Source organism: Flavobacterium sp. PLA-DH12 (assembly GCF_059511845.1).
This window is the reverse complement of record NZ_JCAMPD010000016.1, coordinates 1-26,197: the sequence shown is the minus strand read 5'-3', so window position 1 is coordinate 26,197 and position 26,197 is coordinate 1. Positions and strand designations below refer to the sequence as shown.

The following is a 26,197-nucleotide window of genomic DNA, read 5'->3' as shown; positions in this document are numbered from 1 at the left end:
TAATTTTTTCCGCAGATTTAGCAGATTTTTAATCAGTGGAAATCCTTTAATCTGTGGCAAAAAAATAATTCGTGTAAATTCGTGAAATTCGTGGCTATCACTTTTTAACCTCGTAAACTTTCAGATTTTTTTCTCCGAACATTTCATATAATTTGTTGATGTCTTTTAAAGCATTTTTCGGCAGCTTTTCTCCTTTATCTCCAAAAACCAACAACTTCTCTTTTGGTTCAATTACACAAGTAGATTCATCGATTTCACCTTTGTCGTTCTTTACTTTATTCAAATCTAAGTTTAAATATTTTGCCATAAACGGATACAAAGCCATACGTTTCGAGATTCCGAAATCGTGACCTTCTTTTGCAAAATGAGCGTTTTCTACTAAATCTTTCTTTCCATACAATTCATAAGTTCTTTGGATAAAAGGAAACTCTAATTCTGGAACTGCCAATGTCCAGTCTTTTCCGTCAGAAACAATCAATTGCGGTTTTGGAGCCATCATTGCAGAAATCTCAGCGTTATTAGTTCCGTTTCCACACAAGTGAATTCCTCGTCCGCTTTCACAAGGACAACCGCCTGAGAAGTGAGACGAAACCATTACAACTGGAGCTGAAACTTTAACTCTATCATCAATTGCTGCTAAAAACATCGTGTGAGATCCTCCGCCGGAACCACCTGTAACACCAACTCTTGTCATATCAGCATTCTTAACCGTTGCTAAGTAATCCAAGAAACGAATTCCAGTTAAAACCTGAACTGTAGATGCAATGCTATTTCTATGCGTTTCTTCTGGAAATTGTAGTAACGATTCTCCCCAAGCAAACAAATCGTAACCAACCACTATTGCTCCCATTTTTGCCATCATAGCGCAACGATATTGCTCGTCTTTTCTATATCTTCCGTCGCCAAAATGCCCGTCAGGAGTTAAAATAACAGCTGCTTTTTTATTTAACGGATACGGTTTGTAAATTGATCCTGTCGCATAAACACCAGGCAAAATTTCTAATGCAATATTCTCGACACTGTAATCTTTGTAAATTCTTTTTGGAGTTAAAAGTGGTTTAGACTTCGGTGTAGGGGGCGCCTTATCCAAACCAAATGATTCAATCATACAAGCTTTTAACTCCGTTTTGCGTTTCTCCCATTCTTCTTTGGTCGAGTAAAGGCTTTCTAAGTAAAACAAACGTTCTTTTCCTTTATCTACCGAAACTTTATGGTTTTCATACTTGCGTATAATGTAGGTTCCATCAGGTTGTTTAAAATACATCAATTCAAACGGCGCTAAAATGTTCGTTAGCGAAAGTGGCAAATTTCCAGGTTCAATTCTCCAATCGGCATAATCCAATTCTTTTCCTTTTAATAAACCTCTGTCGTCGTTGATCGTGACATTAAAAAGAGTTTCGATCTTTTTAAGTGTTTCGGATACAGGTTTTCTAAAATTGGTATCAGAAGTGCTTTGCGCATTGGCAAATGTCAAAGCAAAAATGGAAAGTAAGAAGATGTATTTTATTTTTTTCATTATTACATTTTTTTGATTTGCCTCCTGCTTCAGCTGGAGGAAAACAAATTGATTTTTTTAATTGGCTTTAGCCGAACTTAATTATTTGGCTAAAGCCTTGTGAGTTGCTTTATTTTAAACCTCCAGCTAAAGCTGGAGGCAATTGATTTTTTCTACTTTTTCGAGTTTAGTTACAATTCATAACTCATAACTCATAACTCATAACTCATAATTACAATTGACATTCTATTGTATAAATTCCAGATCCTAATTCCAAAACTGGCTTCTGAGCTTTTTCATCAAAACCTGCTCTAACCCTTTTACCATCCATTTTTATTTCTGAATTTTTAGCAACTGGTAATTTTACTGTCGCTGTTGTATTCACTGGAATCTGAACTGTCAGAATAAATTTGCCATCTTTCTTTTCCCATGAAGAAGCAATTTTTCCATAAACCGATTGATAGTCCGCTTTCGCGAAAGTCATATCACCAACCACTTCCGGCTGAATAAAGAAATGTTTGAATCCTGGTTTTTCAGGATCGGACATAATTCCGGCTAAACTTTGGTAAAACCACTCTTCAATTTGTCCTAACATAAAATGATTCCAAGAATTTCCTTTTCTAGGATCCCATTGCTCCGTTAAAGTGGTCAAGCCAAATTTAATCTGAAAACCATAACCCGGCGCGTCATAATGATTGTGCATTCTGTACATGGTTTCGTTTTCTCCGTTTCTCGCCAAAGTCTGGAATAAATAACGATTTCCAACATCTCCCGTTGTCAAACGATCGCCTTTTTCTTTGATATCTGCTAGCAAATTCTGCATTACAGCTTCTTTATACTGCGGCTCCACAATATCCATAAAAACCGGAACGGCATTACTAAACTGACTATTGGTTCCGTATTGTTTAGTTTCTTCGTTGAAAAACTCTTTGTTGAAAGCTGTTTTAATCTCTGAAGCTAATGCATTGTATTTCTCAAAATCTTCCGTTTTTCCTAATAATTTTGATGCTTTGGCTACTAAATAAGCTCCGTAATAATAATGAGAAGTCGCCGAAAGCGCAATTGGACTATTTTTAGAATATCCAGCTGGGTGTGTTCCGTAATCGTACCAATCACCTAATCCGTGTGAAACGATATGGTTTGTTGCTTTTGTTCCCAGATAATCCACATAGTTTTTCATTACAGGAAAATATTTTTCTAATAATGAAGCATCACCATAATATTCATAATACATCCAAGGTAAAATTACGCCTGTAACGCCCCATTCTGGAGAATCGGTAAAATCACCTCCAAAAATTACATATTCAGGAACGATTGTCGGAATTAAACCGTTTTCTCTTTGTGAATCAGAAATATTCTGCATCGTTGCAGGAAGAAAAGTCTGAAGATTATAATTGAACATTAAACCTGGACCATTCAGCTGAATTTCTTCTAACCAACCTAATTTTTCGCGTTGCGGACAATCGGTAAAAACACTTTGGAAATTACTTTTTATCGAGTTATTTATCAGTTCGTGTGTTTTGTTGAAAATCTCATTTGAACAAACGAAACTTCCTGCTTCTCCTGCCGAATTGTAAATGAAATTCGATTTTAAATCAACCAAAGTTGGAAACGCTGCATTTTTATCTTCTTTATAATTAATATTTTCAATTTGAACATATTGATAACCGTAGAAACTGAATTTTGGCGTCCATTCTTCTATTCCGTCTCCTTTTAAAGTGTAATCGTAATAATATGGCTTTCCAGATCTTCCCTGCGCTATCATGCCTTCTTCATTTAAACCTTCAGCGACCCAAACACGAATCGATTGCCCTCTTTTTCCTTTTACTTTGATGGTTGGAAATCCCGAAAGATTTTGCCCCATATCAAAAACATAGAAATTAGGTTTCAGCTCTTTTACAGTCTTAATTTCGTATTGTTTCTGAATGGTAACCGGCGGAGCAGTCTGTGGTCTAAGAACTCCTTTTGGTGCTTCCTGAATGACAACTTTTTTCCAATCTCTATCTTTGAAACCTTTACGGTCCCAACCTTTTTGTTCTAAATTGGCATTGTAGTCTTCTCCTCCAAAAATACTGTTATAGGTAATCGGACTTTTGCTGTATTTCCAAGATCTATCTGATTTTATGATTTCTTCTGAACCGTCACTATACTTGATTTTCATTTTAAAGAATAAAGTCGGTGGACCAAAACTTACGAAGAATTTGGTATATCTTTCAGCAAGCGTATTGTACATTCCGTTTCCTAACAAAACACCAATTACGTTATCGCCTTTTTGAAATTCTTTTGCACTTAATTCATAAACATTGTAGTTAACCGTTTTATCATAATCTGTCCACAGAGGTGCAAACTGGCTGTTTCCTACTTTTTTCCCATTGATAGTCAATTCGTAATGTCCTAAACCTGAAATGTAAACAACTGCTTCTTTGACTGCTTTTTCTATTTCGAAAGGTTTGCGAAGCATGATACTTCTGCGTGCCAGCGAATCGGATGCATTGATAAACGAGTTCTTTTTTTCTCTATTGAAAGTGGCTGTGTGGTAGTTTCTTCCTTCTGGTAAATGGCTATCGGCTTTGGTAATGGCTCCAATCCAAATTGGATTTAAATCTGATTCTAATGAAGCTGTTCTAAAAGTAGTTGTTTTGCTCCATTTTGAAACTTTTCCAGCCTGATTCCAAACTTTAACTTTCCAGAAATATTTGGTTTCGCTTTTTAATGGTTTTCCATTATAAACGATATGCAGGTTTTTATCGGTATTAACTCTTCCACTGTTCCAAACATCCCCATCATCCATTTTTAGTTTTTCTTCCGAAGAAGCTACTAAAATCAAATAAGCAACTTGTGAGGCATCGGATTCTTTTGAAACCAATTGCCAGCTCAATTTCGGCTGATTCTGAACTACTGCTAATGGATTTTCGGCCATTTCCGTTGTTAAACGTACAGGTAGAATTTGTCCATTTGAAATGAACGTGATTAAAAAAGTAACAACTAATAATATGTCTTTAAAAAACTTCACTTTATATGGTATTTTTTTCGCCACGAATTCACGAATTTTCTCTAATTATTCTTTGCGTTTTATTTCTCTAATTTTTTCCGAAAGTTTAATTCGATTAATTAATCACAAAAACGACGTATTGATTATAAAAATAATTTGTGAATTGCTTCGCCCTTATGCTATCACTCGGCTTGCGGCTATTTTTTCTTTACAACTTTCTAGTAATCAACGATTCGACATTAAATACTGCTTCTGGGATTAATTTTCCCGTTTGAGGCAGATCATCGTAATCATCTGTGTCTGGCGCTGTATCTGGATCTGGCGAATGTCTTTGCTCTCCTGTGCGGAACATAATTCGCTCGAAACCGTCTGTTGGCGCATAAAATATCTTTGTTGATTCTTTTCCATCGTTTACTTTTATAGTGTATTGACGGTTTTTAGCATCTAATTTAACTGTTATTGTATATGCTTTGTTTGCTTCGTATTTTGTAACCGAACTCAAACGCGCACCATTTTTTACCTTTAATTCTCCATCCGAATCAAAAATCAATCTTACCGATGGTAAACCTTGTTTATTTTGAAATTCAATCTGCAATAATCCGTGATTATTTTGCTCTGGTTTTACTGTGAAAACAGCTTCCATTTTTGAAGCAAAAGGAATAACTCTTTCAGCACGTGAATAGTCAAAATAATCCTGATCTCTTAAAGTCAGCCATTTTTTGCCATCAGCTTTCTTTTCGATTTTTGTTGATGCCCATGAAAGATCATATGTATTCCATAGTTTTAGTTCTTGTCCGTCAGGAAGATTATTAAAAACATCATTTACATTTTCAGTAACCACCGAAGTAACCGGAACTGGAATCGATGCCACCCAAATATCTTCTTTGTTCATGCTATAACCCACCCAGATTTTTCCGTCTGCCGGAGTTCCATTTTTCTCTGTAATTCCGCGAACATATTGAGGACCTGCTGATTTGTAGTTTCCGCCGTAACGCATCGGACTTACTTCTCCGTGAACCAATAATAAATCTTTGTAATTCAATCCATCGTCACTTGTAGAAATTGCCAATGGCCAACGATATTCTGACGGGTTATAAAGCGTCGCATAACGATTGTCTGACGTTTTTTGTCCCCAGATTTTAGCATTGCTATTTACAAATCCCGGAGCACGCAATGGCATATAATCCCAAGATTTTCCGCCATTTCTGCTGATGGAAGTTAAAGCGTGTTTCCATAACCCCACTACGTTTCCGTTTGGCAAATGATAATAACTAAAAGCTTTATAAGGTTTCTGTAACGGAATCAACTCATCATCACAATCGGCTTCTTCCACCCATTGCTGTAAAACCAATGGTTCTGATAAGATTTCTTCGCAAGCCTTTTTCAAACCTTTATCTTTTGATGCGGTATAAAATGGGAATTTCGATTTCGATTTGTCCCAAGTTTTATTATATCTGATGAAATAAATTTCGCCAAAACTTCCGTCTTTCTTGATTTCACGAATCACACGTCCAATTCCTTTTCCGTCGTTTGGATCATCTTTTTCATCCATTGCGATTCCATAATACGCTAAAGCAAAAAGTCGGTTGTCTTTTGATGTATAAAAGCCCATTCTTTGGTGCATAATTGCATCCAAATTTTTGGCAACGCCTTCAACGCCTTCTTTTTTCCATCCGTTAGGAATTCGGTAAATTGGAAAAATAACTTCTGGTTTTGTCCACGTTACACCATTTTTAGAAGTCATTAATAAAGTCTGGCTTGGTGGAATATGTTCTCCCGATGGATCGCTTAAATAATGCAAATAAAATGTATTATTCCAATACGCCATCATGGGCTGGTGGTTGTATGTCCATCCAAAACCATCTGCTTTTTCAGGATGTTCACGGCTTGCACGCATAATTTGCGTAGCGTGAACTCCAACCGCTGGACTTAACTGTCCGTGATGGTAATCGATATTTGAAAGTGTTTTGCCAACATAACGTACAGTATCGTTCTGCGCATTTACAGCGGTACATGCCAAAAGGATTGTGGCTGTAATGATGTTGGTTTTTATGTTTTGGAAAGTAATCATTTTATTTATTTTTTTGTCACAGATTACACGGATTAAAAAAGATTATTTTTTATATGCTTGATCTTTGAAATCTGTGGCATTATCTTTTATTTTCTATCAATTAATCCTTTTAAAACGTCTTCAGAGATTGTTGTAATCGTTCCGTGTTTATGACCTTCGGGAAGGCTTATTTTGGAGGATACATCTTCAAAATGAACAAAATCTGTTGTGCTTAACGCTTTATAATTTTTCGAACCGTAATTGTCATAATACAACAACCAGTTTTTATCCACCTTCACTACTGTCGGACCTTCAGATAAATATTCGGTTAAAGGTTTTGAAGGTTTTTCAAACGGCCCTAAAGGCGATTTCCCAAAAGCTACTTTTATATTTCGCATCGGTCTTGTATTGTCTTTCAAAACCAAAACATAATCTTTTTTGCTTTTTTTGACAATCACACAGTCTATTACGCTAAAACCTGGATCGTAATATAGTTTTGTATCCGAAAACGTTTTGAAATTTTTTGTCGTTACATAATACATTCTGTGGTTGTTTTTCTCTTCTTCCACTCCTTTTGGATATCTAAACGGAATTGTCGATGCCCAAATAATGATGTATTCTCTTTTTACATCATCATAAAAAATTTCTGGAGCCCAAACATTTACGACTTCTGGCTCATTTTTCATTACGGGAATGTATTGCTGTTCTGACCAATGAATCAAATCTTTTGAACTTGCATAACCAAAACCATTTCCGCCTTTCCAGTCGGTTGTCCAAACCATGTGATACGTTCCGTCTGCTCCTTTTGTGATTGAGGGGTCACGCATGATTTTACTGGCTCCAATTTCGGGTTTTAAAAACGATCCTTCTAATCCTTTCCAGTTGTAACCGTCTTCGCTGTATGCCAAATATAAACCTTCTGTTGCGGGTTCTCTAAACGATGTAAAAAGATATAAATCTTTCTTTTTCTGCGAATAACTAATCGCAAAAAGCGAAAGGGTTAGTATGATGAATATTTTTTTCATGTTGCGTTGTCTTTAAACTTTGTCAAAGTTTCAAACTTTGACAAAGTTGGCTCACCAGTTTTTATTCTGTAATTGCTTTTTTATCTAAAGAAGCTCCTTTTTTGATTTTCGTTGTAACGTTGTTTAAAACATTGTTTTTCAAGAAAATATTTTTAGAGTCTTTTCCATCGGCTTCGATAAAAATATCGGTTGGATTGAATGGAAAATTATTGTTGATCAACGCATTTGAAACATTATCTAATTTGATAACCGGAACTCCTTTTATTGGTGTTGAAGATCCAACATTGTCTAAAATAATATTTTTTGAATCTGATATTTTGAAAGAAGAACCAATTGTGGCGTTTACTTTCACATCATGAAATTCAACATCTGTTGCTGTACTTACGGTAAAACCTTCTTTTCCGTCCATATTGATGTTAGAGAAAGTGATGTTTTGAATTGGCATTTCTGTAATTCCCAGAATCTGTCCGGCTTTGTTTACGTTTGAAGCCGTAATATTGCTCATGTGAATGTTTCTGAAAATCGGCGTTTTCTCGGTTACAGGTTCAACTTGCGTTCCTTTGTCGTAGAAAAGGCTTAATACAATTGCTTCTTCTTTGATGTTTTTCATTACGATATTATCGACGCGAATATCTTCTACAACACCACCTCTTCCACGTGCTGATTTGATACGGATTCCGCGATCTGTCCCATCAAAAACACAGTTTGATATTGTGATTTTTTTGATTCCACCCGACATTTCACTTCCAATAACCACTCCACCGTGACCGCTTAACATCGTGCAGTTTGTGATGGTTACATTTTCTGTTGCTTTTCCATATTTACGTCCGTCGCCATCTCTTCCTGATTTAATCGTGATACAATCATCACCAACGCTGATATGACAGTTTGAAATATGAACATTCGTACACGAAGAAGGATTGATTCCGTCCGTATTTGGCGAATGCGGATTAAAAATCGAAATTCCGGTAACGGTTACATTATCACAGAATTCTGGATTAATTGTCCAAAATGGTGAATTTTTAAAGGTTACGCCTTCGATTAAAATATTTTTGCAGTTGTAAGCTTGGAAAAAAGATGGTCTGAAAAACTTTTTATCAACTGTTCTCTTATAATACGGTTCTGTGTAAAGGCCTTTATTTTGCTCTTCCCACATGGTTTGGTATTTGGTTGGAGGCAATGGTTCTTTTGCCGTTTCAATTCTATACACTTCATTCCACCATGCTTTTCCTTGTCCGTCGATTACTCCTCTTCCTGTGATGGTGATATTTTCTACATCTTTTGCATAAAATAAGGGTTGGAAACTTTTCATAACAATTCCTTCGTAACGCATTTCTACATACGGAAGAAAATCATCGAAGTTCTCTGAGAACTTTAAAAGCGCTCCAGAATCTAAATGAATCGTGATGTTGCTTCTTAATGTTAGTGCTCCAGTTAAGTATTCTCCAGCAGGGAAAAAGATAGTTCCTCCACCGTTTTTAGATGCTTTTTCAATGGCATTCTGAATGGCTTGAGTACATTTTATTCCTTTGTTGTTTCCGCCTTCGTTTAGGATGTTTAACCAGCCGTCGTTAGCGAAAACGGTGTTCAATCCAGTTATGAAGCAGAGTACTATAAGTATTTTTTTCATAGTTGTGTTTTTTTCTTTTGCCACTCCCAATAGCTATCGTGATAAAATGATTAGTACAGATTTTTACTCTCATTTTTTGTCATTTCCACGAAGGAGACCCGAGCGATAGCGAACGGATGAAATAAATCTTCACAAGAAACTCTTCAAAGTTGCTCAACTATGCTGAGCTACTAACGGAGATTTCTCCTTCGTCGAAATGACAAGATTGTGGGTAATTCGTGATTCCATATTCACGAATTGCATTTCACTAATTACTTTTTACTTTTCACTAATCACTTAGTAGATTTCAAAATCAAAACCCAGTCATTACCATCTTCTTTTTTACCTTCTGGCTGAAAATTTTGAGTTCCTTTATTATCAAATGTTCCGATTTTCGTTTTCTTGCCATTTCTCGGATTGTACCAAGTCGCTTCGAATTTATCACCTGAAATTTTTCCTAGTTTTACTTCTATTATTCTTCCATTGTAAGTGTACAGTAAAGCATATTTTTCGCCTCTTATCGCTGGAATATAATCGTATTTTTCTCCTTGATTTACAACTAAAGAAACATCTGGAACTCCTTCTAAAAATGGCACTTCTTCCATTAATTTCTTAATATAAACCATTTGCTTTGCTCCAGGCGCATTAATGGCTGATGTCCATAATTCTTTGTTTCCGTAAGCTGGTTTATCGCCTTTTCTGAACATTTGCATTACAGCGTTATGTCCGTACGTATAACCTGCACCACCTGAAAGTACTGACCAATATCCATAACGACGAACGTCGCTTGCGGTCCATTTTGGCTGTAATGTATCGTGCAAACCGTGTGGAATTCCTTCGTAAGATGGTTCTCCGTCAAGTGTTGGTTTTGTTGGTTTTAATTGAAAATCTCTTAGCACAAATTTGTAATTGTCTTCTTTGAAATTCGTTTTTATAGAATCCTGATCGTATCTTCTGTGTCCTGATTGGAACATATTGAAATCTAACCATTTTTCATTGTGGAAATTCTCTGAAGAATCAGTTCTTCCAAATGGGTGGAAAGTAACTAACTGATTTGGATTGTTAGTTTTTAAAGTGTTTCCAATGGCGTTCCAGATATCTTGGAATTCATTTCCGTGAGTATCTCCACCGTTTAACCAAATTACGTTGGTTCTGTTTTTATATCTATTAGCTAAGAACTTAGCATATTCAGTAGCCTGTTCTTTGCTTACTTTATTTCCTTTTGAAACGTTTGTTCCCCAAACTGGAACCATCGCTACATAAATTCCGTTTTTCTGAGCCACGTCTAAGGTGTAATCTACATGATCCCAATAATCGTATTGCTTTGCATCTTTGAAATCATTTCCTGCTGTAATCAAGGGCTTGGAAACGTCTTCGTTTATCAAAGCTGCATCGCCATACACGTTAACTGCATTTATGTTGTGCAAAACCATTACCTGAACAACATTGAATCCTTTGTCTTTTCTGTCTTTAAAATATTTCTCAATTCCTGCTCTGTCCAGTTTTCCGAATGCTAGCCACCCTGTGTCGCCAAGCCAGAAAAATGGTTTTTCGTTTTCAGTAACAAAATAATGCTGATTTTTAGATACTTTGATTTGAGGCAGAGATGCTTTTGTTTTGGCTGATTGCGAAAATCCGCTTTGCGCTGTCAACATAAAGCTTATACAAAGAGCGTATAAAGATTTAATTTTCAGATTCATTTTGGTTTGTTTTTGAATTGTGTTTTATTTTTTTGCCACAGATTTCACTGATTTAATGGATTTTCCAAGCTTTGTCTTTATATTTTTTCTCACAGATTTCACAGATTAGGCAGATTTTATTTTAATCCTTTTAATCTGTGAAATCTGTGGCTAACTATTTTTTCACTACAAAAAGCACTTTTTCTTTTATTTCAGCTTGTGGAATTATGACTTGTTTTCCTCCGCTAATGTTAGCTTTTTTTGTTGTATTTCCTGTTGTAGCATTTATTGCAAATACTTCAAATGTTCCTTTTTCATTTGATAAATCAATTGTGATATCTTGGTCGTTTTTCAAATAGAAAAGATAGCTTTTTCCTTTGTTTTCCAACTTCCAGAGATTGTCTGAAAAAGTATTTCCTTCAACTAATTTCATTTCGCTTAAAGCGGCATAAAACTGAGGCAATTCGATTTTCGGAATATTTGGCAATGAGGCTCCCGCCATTAAAGCTGGCCATCCAAATCTTGAAGAACCGTCTGTTGAATATAAAATGACTTTTTCAGGATATTTTTCTCGATATTCACGAACAGCGCGATATACCTGATTATCCGTTTCTTTTCCAGTTTTTAGTTTTCTCGCATGCTGTCTTGGTGCTAAGTTTACACCTCCTTGCGGTGCATAAGCCGAGCCGTCTTCTTTATAATACCAATAGCGAATATCAATTACATCTACAATTTTATTTCTTTTAGCATCATTTAAAATAGCATCTTGAACATCTTTTGTAGCACTTAAACCAATTAAACCTTTTTTGCCCGTTTCGTCTTTCCACTTTTGGGCTTGGTCTAACCAGAATTCCATAAAATGTAACGGACCTGTATATTCAGCACTTGTTAACTGAATTACGTTACTATTTTCCTGAAAGTTTTCGAATGATTTTCTAATGAAACCTTCGTGTAATTTTCTTCTTTGAGCATTTGTAATGTCATAAAACTGCTCCGCCATAAATATACGTTTGTCTCCTGCGTAAGGCGGTGGCTCAGGAAATCCTGTGCTGTTGATATTGTTAGCAGAACGCCAAGGTGAACTTGCCCAATGCGCTCCGGCTTCTAAAATATTGTGCTGAAAATATTGCTGATTGATTAATATTTGTCCATTTGGTTCTGCAAGCGTTGCAAACTGCGCTAAACGGCTCCAATACCAATCATTAAATTTTGTTAAATCGTATTTACTCAGATGATCCCAAGCAAAATCTTGTCCGCTTCTTGCGAAAGGCTGTTCGTAAAACGGAGGCCAAACATCGTCATCAATTCGGCGAACACGTTCGTGATCGTCCATTCTTCTGTCGTACCATAAACCATAATTATGCTCTAAGGCAACGATATTATTTTTAGTCAAATAATCTACGGTTTCCTGTACTTTATCAGTCAATCCGTTTCCTGTTCTCCCAGGTACAAAACGAGTAATATGCGGTGTTGATTTGTTTACAAAATCATCGGTTAGATCGCCTCTCCACCATGCAACGTTAGTCTGTTTTCCTGCAATTACTTTTCCTTCAAAAGTTAGCCAGCCGTTTTCTGCTGTTACTTTTGAAGTCGATTTTTCAGTTTTATTTAATGCAACTTTTAAATCGTTTGCATTTTTTAAACCTTTACTATCAATATTAATCGGATTTTCTTTTGAAGCTTCTGCAATCAATTCTTGTAAACTTTTTGCCGTTGTAGCAGAGTTTTTAGTCAATTCTGCAGCAACTTCTATACTCGGACTTGAAGAAGCTTCTGAGCCTAAATCGTAGATAAAAGGCTGAACTGGAAGTTTTCCTAATCTAGCTTCTAGTTGTGTGTAGAATAAACTTCTTGGACTGATATGTTCGTTTACGTTTTTCCAATGTCCGTTTCCTCCAAATTGTCCCCAAACTCCAAAAGCCCAGTTTTGTGCTGTTGGCGGGCTATAACATTCTACTTTTGATGCCGATGACTCCCAGATTACAGAATTGGCCGCTGTCCATCCAGCACCTCTTCCACCTTGTGCTCTGTTGTTGTAGCTTAATGCTTTTCCGTCGATATTCGCTATGTCAAATAAAACTCCTGTGGCCCAGCTTCCGATTGCGCCACTGTTTTCGAATGGCAAATGTGATTCGCATTGTACGAAAGCGTTTGGTCCAGTTGTTCCAAAGCCACCCACAGCGAAATCATGATATCCAAATTCGGAGTAACAACGTTGGAATAAAGTTTGCTGACCTTCGGTATAAAAAGTATGCCTTCTGAATGAAGCAATTTCTGAAATTGGTTCTGTTGCAATACAATCTTCAACTGTAATTTGCTGACTTGTTTTTAAAACCGTAACGACTCCACCTGCAAAGTGCTTAAAATTAACTTGTTTTACCCAAGCATTTCTAGCGCTTTCAATGCTAATAGCCTGCCAACGGTGTTCTTCGTCTTTTAAATTTGAAGGATTGTAGGTTGATTTTATTAAGATATTTTCAATTCCGTTATTTTCAGTTCTTCCTTGCCATGAATAAACAGTTACTTTTGAAGTTCCGAAAACATCATCTAAAGACATTGTGATTGGAGCATTTACAGTCACTTCGTTTCCGTTGATTTTGGTTACGACACGATTCCAAGTTGTCGCCCAATCCCCTTTTTTCCATCCAATCCAAGAAGTTTCTCCACCGAAATCTTGCATGTTTACTTCTTTAATGAAGTTATCCGTTAAAGGTTTACTGATTTCGATTTCGTCTCCAACTTTTAATTTTGATGTATTTTTTAATTGAATTTTTTGCGTTCCAAGTGGCGTGTAAGCGTTTGCAAATTCAAATGAATCTTTATACACTTTATCGTTTACACCTAAAATTCTAATTAAAGCTTCTCTTTCTAAACCAGTTCCTAAAAGTACGGTTCCGTTTTCGGTATTGCCACTTCCTCTTAAAACAACTCCCGATTTTCTAATGTATAATGTTCCACTAATTTTGAAAGTTCCTTTGTCTAACAAAACGGCTCCACGAAATCCTGATTTATCAGGTTTTAATGCGCTTACATAATCAATTGCATTTTGGATTTTCTGTGTTGCATCTTCTTCTTGTTGAGAAACAAAAATCTTGTTTTCCAAATTCGGAATGGCAACTTCAGAGTTTTTATATCCTGCAAAAGAAAAATCTGGGATTTGATTTCCTTGATTATCTGTTGTAAAAGAAAGTTTTCCTTCTTTGGTTTTTACAATGTCTGGGAAATTGTTTTGGGCTGTGATGTTTCCGCTAATAAACAGAGTAATACACATTAAAGAAAATGTGTTTTTAAAAGAAGAAACTATATTTTTTGATTGATGGAAATTCACTTTTTTCTTAATTTAAATTTCAGAGTTTAGATTCTTAAAATTAACCTTTTAAGGAACAATAAATTTATAAAATCCTATTTTCTCCAATCTTGTCATCTCGACGAAGGAGACCCGAGCGATAGCAAACGGATGAAATAAATCTTCGTTGCTAAATCGACAAAGATTGATATACTTTTTGGAGTTTCTTGCGAAGATTTGCTTCGCCTGTTCGCTATCGCTCGAGCCTCCTTCGTCGAAATGACAAACTAGATGGATATTCTTTGTGTAATTAAACCTGACAAGTTTTGAAAACCTGTCAGGTTGTTGTTTAGAATATTTAACTGATTAAAATCATTATTGTAATAAAGACTTTAATTTCGCTAAAGTATCCGTATTATTTTCCGTTTTCGTCCAATCAATTTTAGTGTTTGGATCGATTCCGTTAAAATATTTCTCGATGTTGGTATAACCGTCTCCATTTGCATCTTTATTAGCGTCTGAAGCATCATTTGGATTTAAACCATATTTCTTTTCCCAAGCATCTGGAATTCCGTCATTATCTGAATCTTTATAGGCTTTCCCTTTGTAAGTTGGATATCCGCCAACTTGATCAGGATGCGTTATAATTCCTTTTTTATAAGAGTCAGCCGGCAATCTTCTTTTGATATATTCTTTTCCAATTGAATTTTCTAAACCGTCTTTTACTTCAATTTTTCCTGTACGAACTTGCTTGATCACTCTTTCATCAACTGCATCTCTTTTCGGAATTGTTGCTCCAACATTCGTCAAAACAAAATCATAAGCTTCTTCTGCCGACATGATATTGAATTTTGGCATAGAAAAAGGTTTTGGCTGTTTTATTGCTGCTAAAAATGCTGCCGTTTCCGCTTCTGGAAGATTTTCCAATTGTACTCCTCCATTCCAGTTGTCTGCCGTAACTTCAGGAGATCCAACAATAAAGTTTCCTGAAACATAAGCTCTTCCGTATTGTTTAGGTTCAATATATCCAGATTCTGGTTTTACAATTCTATGTGCAATAGGTTCGTTTGCAGGTGTTATTGGACCTGGTTTGAAATAGTTATTGATGATATTTAACATCGAACGATAATCACCTCCGTCCAGAGTACGATTCCACCAATTAAATACTACGTTATTCACAAAATTAAAGTCTCCATACATTCCGATAGAAGCATTTCTTGAAATGTTGTCGGCCCATAAGTTGCGCATAAAAGTACTATTTAATCCGCCAATTGTACTTCCAAAAGCATGATTATAAGTATCTAAACCTTCTGCTGAAATAGTGTTCTGAATCGTGATATTACAAGCAGGCAATTTCTCCAATTTCGACTTTGCGTTAGGTGCAAATTGATGTCTGTATAAAGAAATGTTTTCATCTAATCCCCAGCTTACAGAACAGTGGTCAATTATAGTATTTCCGATTACATTTCCTCCCAGCGCATCATCTCTTCTTGTAACTTCTGTTGCACCACGTCTAAAACGCATATGTCTAATTATAACATCGTGTGTGTCAATTTCTAAAGTTTCTCCTGCAATACAAATTCCGTCGCCAGGAGCAGTTTGTCCAGCAATTGTCACGTAAGGTGCACGCATGCTGATTCTGCTTTTTAAATGGATAATTCCCGAAACATTAAAAACAATTGTTCTTGCTCCAACAGCTTCACAAGCTTCGCGAAAAGTTCCTTTTCCACTATCTTCTAAACTCGTCACTACGAATATTTTTCCTCCACGTCCACCTTGCGTATAGGCTCCGCCTCCTTCAGCACCTGGAAAAGCAGGAATATCTGCTTGAACAAAATCTTTTGGATAAGAAGCCCAAGGCAAATATGGTTTTCCTTGTTTTGCTTCTTCTTTTATGATATGCAAGTTGGCATTCCAGATTTCGCTTAATCTCTTTTCGTCAGCTTCTAAAAGGGCATCTGCCTTAGCTTGAACGTCTTTTGGAATTACAGGATATTGGGCATAAGCCGATGACACAAGTGAACAAAATGACAACGCCATAAATGCTCTTTTTAAAGTACGGTTGGGAAAAATATTTTGCATTGAATTGTGTGGTCTAGTTAATAGTAGTTAGTTTTTAAGAGATTATTCTTTTGCAGTAGAATCTTTTGTTTTACTCTTCTCTCTTTCTTCGATACGTTTATGCCAGTCGGCACTTTCTTTGTTTAAATCGTAACCTTGTTTTGATAAATAATTGTTGATTCTTCCTTTGTATTTACCAAACCAGCCATGTTTTTCTTTAGAAGAACCTGCGTCCATTGCATGTTCTCTAGCTTCAACTAAAGCTTTGTAGATATAGTCTTTTTGTTCTGCTGTCAAATTCGGAAGCATATCGTTGTAACCTGCAACCGTAATTGGAAGCACACCATAAGTCATTCCGTCTTTAACTTCAGTGATTTTATCTTCAGACAATTCTTTGCCTAATTTTTTGATATAAGATTTATGCAGTTTTGCAATTGATTCGTCTGCCTTTGCTTTCAATTTATCAATTTTCTCGTTTTGCTTTTCTTTAGCCAAAGAAGTATCTTCTTTTACTTTTTTGATTTCAGCATCTCTTCCATCTTGAATTTCAGTTAAATCTCTGAATTGCTGCGCGATAATATTTGAAACTGCTTTTTCTTTTGCTTCGTTTTTCAAATCTAATTTGGTAACGATTTTTGCAGCTCTTTCGTTGGTAACTTTTACATATTCAGGATCTAAATGCTGTTGTGCATTTAAAGTTGAAAATGCAAAAACCAGCGATAATAAACCAGCATTTATTTTATTTAGTGCCATAAGTTTTCTTTTTTTATCTGATTTAAAACATAGTTTGCCTTGGTTAAAAAAGTTAAATATTTTTTTATCTGCTTAACTTTTTAATCTCGCAAAGTCGCTAAGGCGCAAAGTTTTTTATGCTTCACTTTTATAATCTTTGCGCCTTAGCGACTTTGCGAGCAATTTTATGTTTTCAAAAATTGTTCCTTATTTTAAATCTAATAAAGGTCTAACTAATGTTTCTTTGTTATTAGCTAAATCTTTCCAGTCTACTTTTATTGCAGGGTTTACACCATTGATGTAATCCTCAATATTTGTATATCCATCTCCATTTAAATCTCCTTGCGCATCAGATGGATCATTCGGATTTAAACCGTATTTTTTCTCCCATGCATCTGGCATTCCGTCTTTGTCTGTATCTACATAAGGTTTTCCTTTGTATTCCGGATATCCTCCAACTTGAGAAACATCCGTAATGATTCCTTTTTTATAAGAATCCATAGGTAAACGTCTGTGTTCGAATTGGTAGAAAGTCTTTTTCTCTAGTCCTTTAGCATACTCAGGAACTCCTGTTTTTACTGTTCTTACGATTCTTTCATCCACTTTATCTCTAATTGGCAAAGTAGCTCCAACATTTTTAAGAACGAATTCATAAGACTCTTCAGCAGTCATGAATTTGTTGAACCAAGGCATCGGGAAAGCTTTATCTACTTTCATTTTAGAGAAGTATTCTTTTGCTTCATCATACGTCATTAATTCCCCTTTTTTATTCTCTAACTGAATTCCGCCATCCCAGTTGTCTTTAGTCACTTTTTCGTTTCCATTAACAACGTTTCCGTTTACATAAGCTCTACCAAAAACCATGTAAGGCAATTTGCTTCTTCCTGATTCTGGCTTTAAAATTCTGTAGCTGATTGGCTGTGTTAAATCGGTTACCGGTCCTGGTTTATAGAAGTTGTTGATGATATTGTAATTAGCAGTATAATCTCCACCATCTGTAGATCTGTTGTACCAGTTGAAAACTACGTTATTAACGAAGTTGAAAATTCCGTTCCAACCAATAGAAGGGTTTCTTCCTGCATTGTTTGCCCACATATTTCTCATGAAAGAACAGTTTTCTCCTCCTAAAGTACTTCCGAAAGCGTGATTGTAAGTATCAAGAGCTTCTCCGAATAAACTGTTTTGGATTGTAATATTTACAGTTCCAACTTTGATATCTGGGTAACCTGGCCCTGGATTGTACATGTGTCTGTAAATTGACATATTTTCGTCTAATCCCCAAGTTGCAGAAACGTGATCGATCATAATATTTCCAACTGGATTTCCTCCAATAGCATCGTCACGACGTCCTACGAAAGTTTCTCCACGACGGAAACGCACGTGTCTGATAATTACGTCATGCGTATCAATCCAAGTTGATTCTCCAGCGATACAAACACCATCACCAGGAGCAGTCTGACCTGCAATTGTAATGTAAGGCGCACGAATAATCAACGGACTTTTTAATCTGATAATTCCAGCAACATTAAACACTATTATTCTCGCTCCTCCTTGTTCACAGGCTTCACGTAAAGTTCCAGGTCCGCGGTCTTCTAGACTTGTTACCGTGTAAACTTTTCCGCCACGACCTCCAAAAGTGTACATTCCACCACCTTCAGCACCTGGAAAAGCAGGAATTTCTGCCTGAGGTAAATCAGTAGGTCTTGCAGCCCACGGAATATAAGGTTTTCCATGTTTTGCTTCTTCTTCAATAACTACTAAAGCTTTTGTCCATGCTTCATCAGAAAGCCTTTGAGCTTCTTCTTTGATAGCTTTTTCCTGAGCCTGAACTTCTGGACTAATCTTCGGATATTGAGCAAAACATTTTGCACTTCCTAAAAAAAGCAGAGATGATGCGATAAATAATGCGGAATTTTTCATGTTAATTTCTAGTTGTGGTAATTCTTTTTAAACAAATCACCTGTATCTTTTGACGAATACAGGTGAAAAGCTTTATATAATATTCTGTTTCTTATAATAAAATTTATTCTTGGTAGTTGAATGTTCCTGCAGTTCCACCGTTCCATCCAACAGTTTGCTGTAACCAAGTATTCTGAGTTAGAATACTAGTTTGTAATCCCATTATGTAATAATTTGGATTAAACTTAATTTGAGCAGCAGCGTTATTTACGTTATCCAAAGGAGTCAATAAATTTGTAAATGTGAAATTAGTAGTATAAAAAGTTGCTAAAGCATCTATTTGAGCATTAAAATTCGCAGCATCTGGATCTACACTAATTGATGCACGTGCACTAGTCAACGGATCTGTTTTAGTAGCTGTTTTATTATACTGTAAATAATAACCTGTACGTTGCGTACCATTAATTGGCGTCAAACCTAATTTAGAAACTGTACCTCCGTTAATTCCTGGAAGAGCTTCGTCGCTATAAAGCATCCAACGCTGTACATCCCAGAAACGTTTTCCTTCGTAAGCTAATTCTACTCTACGCTCATATAAACAAGCCGCAATCGCAGCATATTTATCAGCTAAAATACCAATTCCGTAGTTATCAGCAGCTGGAATTCCTACACGAGCTCTAACTTTTCCAATGTAATTCACTGCATTACCAATATCGCCTTTTGCAGCATAACATTCAGCAATATTCAATAATAACTCCGCATAACGATACTCGATAATATTCGTTACAGAATATTGGAAATTAGTCGCATTTGATGCCGTAACATTCGACATTTTTCTTACGTAAGCAGGGCTATTTTCTTGATTGTTATCACTAAAATATGGTTTATCTTTATCTGCAGAGTCTAACCAACGATAAGACCAAGCTACACTATTTGCATTTTCTGCATATCCCCATTTCATTCCAGAGAAAGCAAATGTTCTGTAAAATCTAGGATCACGTTTTTTAAAGAATAAGAACGGATCGTACCCATTTGCAGCTGTTGGTCTTTTTCCATCAGACATTGGAAACAAGTCAATCATTTCTTTTGGTGCTTCAAATGCTCCAGTACCACCTTGGCTAACTAAACGCATCGCTTTTTCCCATGAATTGTTATTACTAACAGAAAGTGTTGCTCCGTTTCCTAATAATTGAACTACAATTGCTTCTTTATTAAATCCTTCCAATGTAAACATATCATTCCATTGTTTAGCATTGGTTCCATATAAACCATAACCATCCGCAGTCAATTGAGCTTCTGCAGCTAAACCAGCTTGCAATGCAGCCTCCCATCTTTCTGTAGAACCATCCCAGTTTTTATTAAACAATGGGCTAGCATATGTTAACAATACTCTTGCTTTTTGTGCTAAAGCTGCTCCTTTTGTAAAACGTCCATAATCTGCACCTGCGTCTGGCCAGTTACCAGGCAATAATGAAGCTGCCATATCTAAGTCTGCTACAATTTGTTTTACTACTTCAGTAACAGAAGCTCTTGGTAATTTTATTGCTTCATCTGTAGAAGATGCTCCTTGTGTTGAAGTAACAAGAGGCACACCACCGTACATACGCATTAAATCAAAATACTGAATTGCTCTTAAATAATATACCTGACCTTTTGCACGATCACGGAATGTTTTATCTAAAGTAGATCCTTTTACATCAACATCTTCTAAGAAACTATTACAGTCTCTAATACGGTTGTAAGGCTCATTTTTAATTTTATCTTCTAATTTGGTTCCAAAATAATTTGTAGCATCATCAGAATTTATTAAAGTCTTTGTTGGATTTACAAGGTCTGTAATCCCTCCTATTTCTTCCGTTAATCTAGAGTATGCATCTGTGTATTGACCGACAAAAGTTGCCTGTGGAGATTTATACGCATAGAAAAAGTCGTAATATAAATTGTTTATATACCAATTTGTACGATCTTGACTTTGATAAAATGAATCATCAATTTGTCCAAAATTTTTCTTGTCCTCAAGAAAATTGTCACTACATGAAGCACTAACTATAAGTAATACTACAAGAGTTAATATTGAGTTTATTCTTAGTTTCATAATTACTTATTTTTTATTAGAATGATACACTTAAGTTAACAGACCAAGTTCTCAAAGTTGGATAAGTATCATACGATGAATCATACATATTGCGATAATGATTAGGATATGGATTATAGAAATCCCAAAGATTATTTCCAGTTACACCAATTGCTAAACTGCTGATATTTAATTTATTTAAAACGTCTTTTGGTAAACCATAACCTACAGTTAAGTTACGAACAAAACAACGGAAATTATTTAATTGCCAGAAGTTTGAAGGAGCACCAACCAACTCATCATCATATAAGGCCAAGTTAGGATATTTACCATTTACATTATCAGGACCGTACATATCTGTCCAGTAGCTTTCGTGAGCCCACATGTTGTGTGCTGTTGCAGTTCCTTGTTTTACTACATCAAGTTCACGGAATCCGCCCCAAGATGTAGAAATTTGAGTTCTAGCATAAAACCCTTTATATTTCATACCTAAATTAGTAGTAAAACCATAAGTTCTATTTGCATTTACTAATTTCTGATAATCTAAATTTTTATCGATTCTTCCATCAGGTCCTGCTTGTTTACCAGTTGCAGGATCAAATGCTCCACCAACATCTTCGTAAGCTAGCATACCTTTAACCATTCCAGCCATAGTTGTAATTTTATTGAAGCTTGGTGTTGTTCCAGCCGCAGCCGCTCTTTCTGATAAATAAGCCCAGTAGTTTGCAATATCTTCATCTGTACGTAAAATTCCGTCTCCTGTAGATGTTCCGCCCCAAGTTTTGAATCCCCAATATGGGAAGAAAGTAGAAGATCCTGTTTGCGTTACATTAAATGATGGATGTTGTAAAGCTTGGTCTGGATATTTTTTTACTTTATTATCTGAGTATCCAAAGTTTACTCCAACATTATAACTAAAATCATCTTTGATTTTATCACTCCAGTTCAAACTTACCTCAAGTCCCCAAGCATCAACAGCTGCATAATTTTGTTCAGCAAAACCACCACCAACTGAAATTGGCACACCAACAGCACCTGCCATGTTAGTTAACATATCTGTTGTTCTGTCATAATAAAAGTCAGTATTAATTTGTAATCTATTTTTCAATACATTAACATCAAGTCCAATGTTATTTTTGATTGTTGTATCCCAACCTACATTTCTGTTTGGATTAACTTTTGGAGTAACACCACCACCTAAAGATCCACCAGTAGCACCAGTTCCAAACACAGAACCTTTATCAACTATAACATCATAGTACTGCATCCATCTCCAAGCCTGTACGTTATCTTTACCAGTTTTACCAATAGAATAACGAAGTTTAAGAAAATCTATGCCTGGTAATGCTTTAGTAAACCAATCTTCTTTAGACACAATCCATCCTGCCTGAACTGATGGAAAGAATCCCCAGTAGTTTTCAGGAGCAAATTTTGTTGAAGCATCACTACGGAAAAGAAATTCTAACAAATATCTAGACTTATAGCTATAATTGAATCTACCTAAATAAGAAAGTGTTCCTGATTCTCCTTTTGTATTAATTGAGTTTGGAGAAATTGTTCCAGCTGTCTGATAAGTTCCAGCATAATCTTTTCCTGTACCTTCATATGCTAAACGTGTTGTTCTGTATTCAGCCTCTGTACGCTCCATACCAACCATACCGCTAACATCATGATTTCCAAATACTCTAGCATAATTTGCAAAAAAGTTACTCTGATTATTTCTGCTAAGAGAAGTATTATAGTACACACGAGAGTTACGAACGTTAGTATCAATTTGATAATTTCCTGTAGAAGCAGTTGTTGGAACAGCTGCACTAGCTAAGTGACGATCTTGAAGTTCGTAATTTTTAATTCTAGCTAAATCAAATGGCAACTGAACTTGTTCTGTATATCCAGTGCTTTCTGTTCTTGCAAAAGTACCTTTAAGAGATAGTCCTTTTACAAAAGGAACTTTATAGTTCAAAGACATGTTCACGTTGTATGAGAAATCATCCGAAACTTGTTTAGAACCATTGTTTAAAGTTGCAAAATAGTTCCATCCTGCAATTGTTGTATTTGCATTTGCACTTCCTAAGTTTCTAGTAGTTTTAGGAAAAGGAGACATATAGTAATCTTTTCCGTCCACTACAGTTTCCCAAGGAATATATTTTGGCATATGTAGCAAATAACCGTAATCTGCTTGCTCTCCTCCACCAGCAATACTTCCGTAACTGCTATCATTAATATTAGCCGAAGCTTTTGTAAATGATCTTTCTATATCTCCAGAATTGGTAGCAATTGCTGCAGAAAAATCTAATGAATTAGAAATTTTCGCATTAATACCAGTTCTGAAATTCCATTTTTGATAATCCTGCTTACCTAAGTTTGCTCCTTGAGTAAAATAGTTAAGACCAGCAAAATAGGTCATTTTTTCATTACCTCCAGTAACAGTCAAAGTATGTTTATCTTGAGTTGCAGGTTTCCAAGCCTCTTTTAACCAATCATAATTTAAGCCTTTCATTTGCTCCAATTCAGCATCAGAAAAATAACCTACTCCATTGTTGCTTAAATTTTTAACTGATAGAAATCTATTTGACCAAAGTCCGTACTCATAAGCGCTCATAGTTTTACTATGGCTCACAGCATCATTCACTGCAAACTGGCTATAGTATGAAAACTTAGTAACACCAGCTTTACCTCTTTTAGTTTTTACAACGATTGCACCTTGAGAAGCACGAGAACCATAAATAGCTGCTGAAGCATCTTTTAATACGGTAATACTTTCTATCTCAGAAGGATCTAAACGGTTAAAAGCATCTAACGTAGGGAAACCCGATACAGGATCTACCTGCACCATATCATCAATAACAATCAATGGTGTATTGAATCCTCCATCTTTAGAAAAGCTGAAAGTTTGACGAATCTGTAAAGAAGCAGCATCACCTGGACGTCCTCCTCCATCTATAACAGCTAATCCAGGAACTAATCCTTTCAAAGCATCAGATAAGTTAGAAACTGGTAAATCTTGAACATCTGCAGCATTAATCGTTGCAATTGCCCCAGTAAGTTTTTCTTTTTTCTGAGTACCGTAACCTACAACAACTATATTTTGAAGTTCGTTTGAATCTTCAGCTAATTTAGCATCTACTACAGTACGCCCATTAATCGCAATTTCTAATTTTTTCATTCCTATAAATGAAAACACCAAAGTAGCGCCTGGTTTTACTTTAATTTGATACTTACCATTAAAATCTGTTGTAACTGTATTCTTTGTAGATTTCTCAGTTACGTTTACTCCAGGAAGAAGACCAGATAAATTATCGGTAACAGCTCCTGTTACTGTAACTTGATTACTTTGAGCATAACTCAATACACTCATCAGTGTAAACAAAAGAAAACTACATCTTTTTATAAGTGCTTGTTTCATAAATGTTTTTTTGGTTAGGTTATTAATGTTAGTTAGTCATGTTTTAAACATGTCTTAATTATAATAAAACTTTATTTAAAGAAATCTTAATAAAGATTATTAAATGTTAAAAACACATTTATTTTAATATTCCAAAAATATGACGATGATAGATTACAACCGTCCTGCTCTATCCTGTTTTAATGGCAGAATGTCAAAAAAAATATGACTAAAAAAACAATATTAATAAAAAACGAACGGAAAAAATAAACGAACCTAAATATTTAAGACAAATGTTTGCTTAAAAGAAAATTTACAAACTCATTTTAATTAAAAACCAATAAGATTTATATCAAAAATAGACATATAGTATTTATTCTTCAAAATTATTACATTGATACCTGATAAATAAGAGCTTATAAAAAACGCTTTTTCAACGAAATCGATAGAGATAAATACTAAAAGCATATTTATTTTACGATAAAAAACCTACAAAAAAATAAGCAGGATAGTTACAGGATAGCATAAAAAAAGTTTGAATAATTTTTACTAAAAAAAATATTTTTTAAAAGTAAATTCTGACCAACGAAACTTAAAGGATAATTTATCCATTTTTTGCTGACCTCAAAAAAGCAAAAAACCCACTAAACATTGATGTCAGCGGGTTTTTGTTAAATTAAAATTTTGTTCTGTTTAAGGTTATTTATTTTGGGTAAAATTAAAACGTTATTTTTTCGGATCCCATCCGTTTAAAACTAAATCTCGATTGTATTTTTTAAGATCTTCTTTTTTCAATTGATGTGACCATGATACTCGCTGAGAAATATTTTTTGCACTCGAACCTTTACTTCCAAATTCTGCATAATAAGCAGTTTTATCTTTGTCAGGAAAACGAGTATCAATCCAAGCATTCCACCCTTCTGGAATAATGTGCGAACCAAGATCTGTATTGATAAAAACTGTCTGTGCGTAAGGTCTCCAAGGTCTTCCTAAAAATACTTTGTCTACTGATTTGTCATTTGCAATAAGCTTACAATCAGCAAAAACAAAACCGTAAGCTTGCCCTTGCGGAGTTGAAGCTGCTGTGATATATGAATTGATTAAACTTTCAATTGTACATTTAAAAAAATAAGCCGTTGCAGCTCCGAATATAAAATCGGTTGTACCGTTGATGAAACAGTTTTCAAAGTAGGTTCGCGTATTTCCTTCAGATAGATAAAGCGTATCCTGATTTCCTAAAAGATTACAGTTTTTCACAACAACTCTATCACTCTTTATGTGAAGCGCCACTGCCTGCCCTACTCTTCCAGCTGTGTTTTCGACAGTAAGGTCTTCTAGTCTGCAATCATTTCCTTTAATTAAAAAAGAATAAGAAGTTGAAGTTCCGAATTCTTTTTTACCCGATGGATCTGGTTCGCGAAGCGGTTTCCCAGAATAATCATCAAATGAAATTATGGTTTTGTTTCTATCAATTCCTTTTAAAGTGATAAATGGTTTTGAAGCAGGAATTTCTAATTTCTCAACATACTTTCCTGGCTTTATTGTTATTACAACTCGTATTTCTGAATTGTCTTTGACATTATTTACCGCTTCCTGAATGGTTTTAAAATCACCAGAACCATCTTGAGCAACGGTTAATGCTAATTTGTTATCGACCGCTTGAGCTGATAAAGAAAGTGTTGTAATTAAAAATAAGGTTAGAATGTATTTCATATTTTTTTATTTATTTCGTTTTTTGTCATTCCGATTTCTATGATAAAACCAAATCTTTTTCATAAAAGGTTTGGTTTTTTATTACTGCAAAAACTCTATGTATTATTTTGTTTCTAACAGCATTTAAAACACTCATTTTGTTTTTCCCTTGATCAACTTTTCTAATGTAATATTTTCTCAGATCATTATCGAGTCTA

At 35.3% G+C, this 26,197-nt stretch carries 13 protein-coding genes; all 13 read right to left on the bottom strand.

Annotated elements, in window-relative coordinates:
* Positions 1-97 precede the first annotated feature (97 nt).
* The 13 genes from AC5ZCW_RS22015 to AC5ZCW_RS21955 all read right to left on the bottom strand — a co-directional run bounded on the left by AC5ZCW_RS22015 (position 98) and on the right by AC5ZCW_RS21955 (position 26,000).
* Positions 98-1,516 carry an acetylxylan esterase gene (locus tag AC5ZCW_RS22015; RefSeq protein WP_343543931.1) on the bottom strand — a complete coding sequence of 473 codons (1,419 nt, stop codon included), beginning with the start codon at positions 1,514-1,516 and terminating at the stop codon, positions 98-100.
* 211 nt (positions 1,517-1,727) lie between these two features.
* Positions 1,728-4,532: a glycoside hydrolase family 78 protein gene (locus AC5ZCW_RS22010; RefSeq protein WP_496121787.1), complete on the bottom strand. Its 2,805-nt coding sequence runs from the start codon at positions 4,530-4,532 to the stop codon at positions 1,728-1,730.
* 163 nt (positions 4,533-4,695) lie between these two features.
* Positions 4,696-6,558 (bottom strand): six-hairpin glycosidase, encoded by a 1,863-nt coding sequence (locus tag AC5ZCW_RS22005; protein ID WP_496121786.1) that lies wholly within the window; start codon positions 6,556-6,558, stop codon positions 4,696-4,698.
* Between the two features lie 86 nt (positions 6,559-6,644).
* The gene (locus AC5ZCW_RS22000; protein ID WP_343543926.1) at positions 6,645-7,562 is read right to left on the bottom strand and encodes a glycoside hydrolase family 43 protein; all 918 of its coding nucleotides are present in this window, start codon (positions 7,560-7,562) and stop codon (positions 6,645-6,647) included.
* A gap of 61 nt (positions 7,563-7,623) precedes the next feature.
* Positions 7,624-9,192 (bottom strand): glycoside hydrolase family 28 protein, encoded by a 1,569-nt coding sequence (locus AC5ZCW_RS21995; RefSeq protein WP_343543924.1) that lies wholly within the window; start codon positions 9,190-9,192, stop codon positions 7,624-7,626.
* Between the two features lie 272 nt (positions 9,193-9,464).
* Complete coding sequence (locus AC5ZCW_RS21990) at positions 9,465-10,871, bottom strand: glycoside hydrolase family 140 protein (RefSeq protein WP_343543922.1); 1,407 nt, start codon at positions 10,869-10,871, stop codon at positions 9,465-9,467.
* A gap of 154 nt (positions 10,872-11,025) precedes the next feature.
* Positions 11,026-14,121, bottom strand: coding sequence for a DUF6298 domain-containing protein (locus AC5ZCW_RS21985; RefSeq protein ID WP_496121785.1), 3,096 nt, complete (start codon positions 14,119-14,121; stop codon positions 11,026-11,028).
* A gap of 390 nt (positions 14,122-14,511) precedes the next feature.
* Entirely contained in the window at positions 14,512-16,218 is a 1,707-nt protein-coding gene (locus AC5ZCW_RS21980; protein ID WP_496121784.1) for a polysaccharide lyase, read from the bottom strand.
* A gap of 42 nt (positions 16,219-16,260) precedes the next feature.
* Complete coding sequence (locus tag AC5ZCW_RS21975) at positions 16,261-16,950, bottom strand: DUF3826 domain-containing protein (RefSeq protein ID WP_343543916.1); 690 nt, start codon at positions 16,948-16,950, stop codon at positions 16,261-16,263.
* A gap of 186 nt (positions 16,951-17,136) precedes the next feature.
* On the bottom strand, positions 17,137-18,849 hold the full coding sequence (locus tag AC5ZCW_RS21970) for a polysaccharide lyase (protein ID WP_496121782.1): 1,713 nt from the start codon (positions 18,847-18,849) through the stop codon (positions 17,137-17,139).
* A 103-nt stretch (positions 18,850-18,952) separates the two neighbouring features.
* Positions 18,953-20,923, bottom strand: a complete 1,971-nt coding sequence (locus AC5ZCW_RS21965) for a RagB/SusD family nutrient uptake outer membrane protein (RefSeq protein ID WP_343543914.1) — start codon at positions 20,921-20,923, stop codon at positions 18,953-18,955.
* 16 nt (positions 20,924-20,939) lie between these two features.
* A complete protein-coding gene (locus AC5ZCW_RS21960) occupies positions 20,940-24,308 on the bottom strand; it encodes a SusC/RagA family TonB-linked outer membrane protein (RefSeq protein ID WP_496121780.1) in 3,369 nt (1,122 codons plus the stop codon).
* 705 nt (positions 24,309-25,013) lie between these two features.
* On the bottom strand, positions 25,014-26,000 hold the full coding sequence (locus AC5ZCW_RS21955) for a pectinesterase family protein (protein WP_496121778.1): 987 nt from the start codon (positions 25,998-26,000) through the stop codon (positions 25,014-25,016).
* Positions 26,001-26,197: the final 197 nt, after the last annotated feature.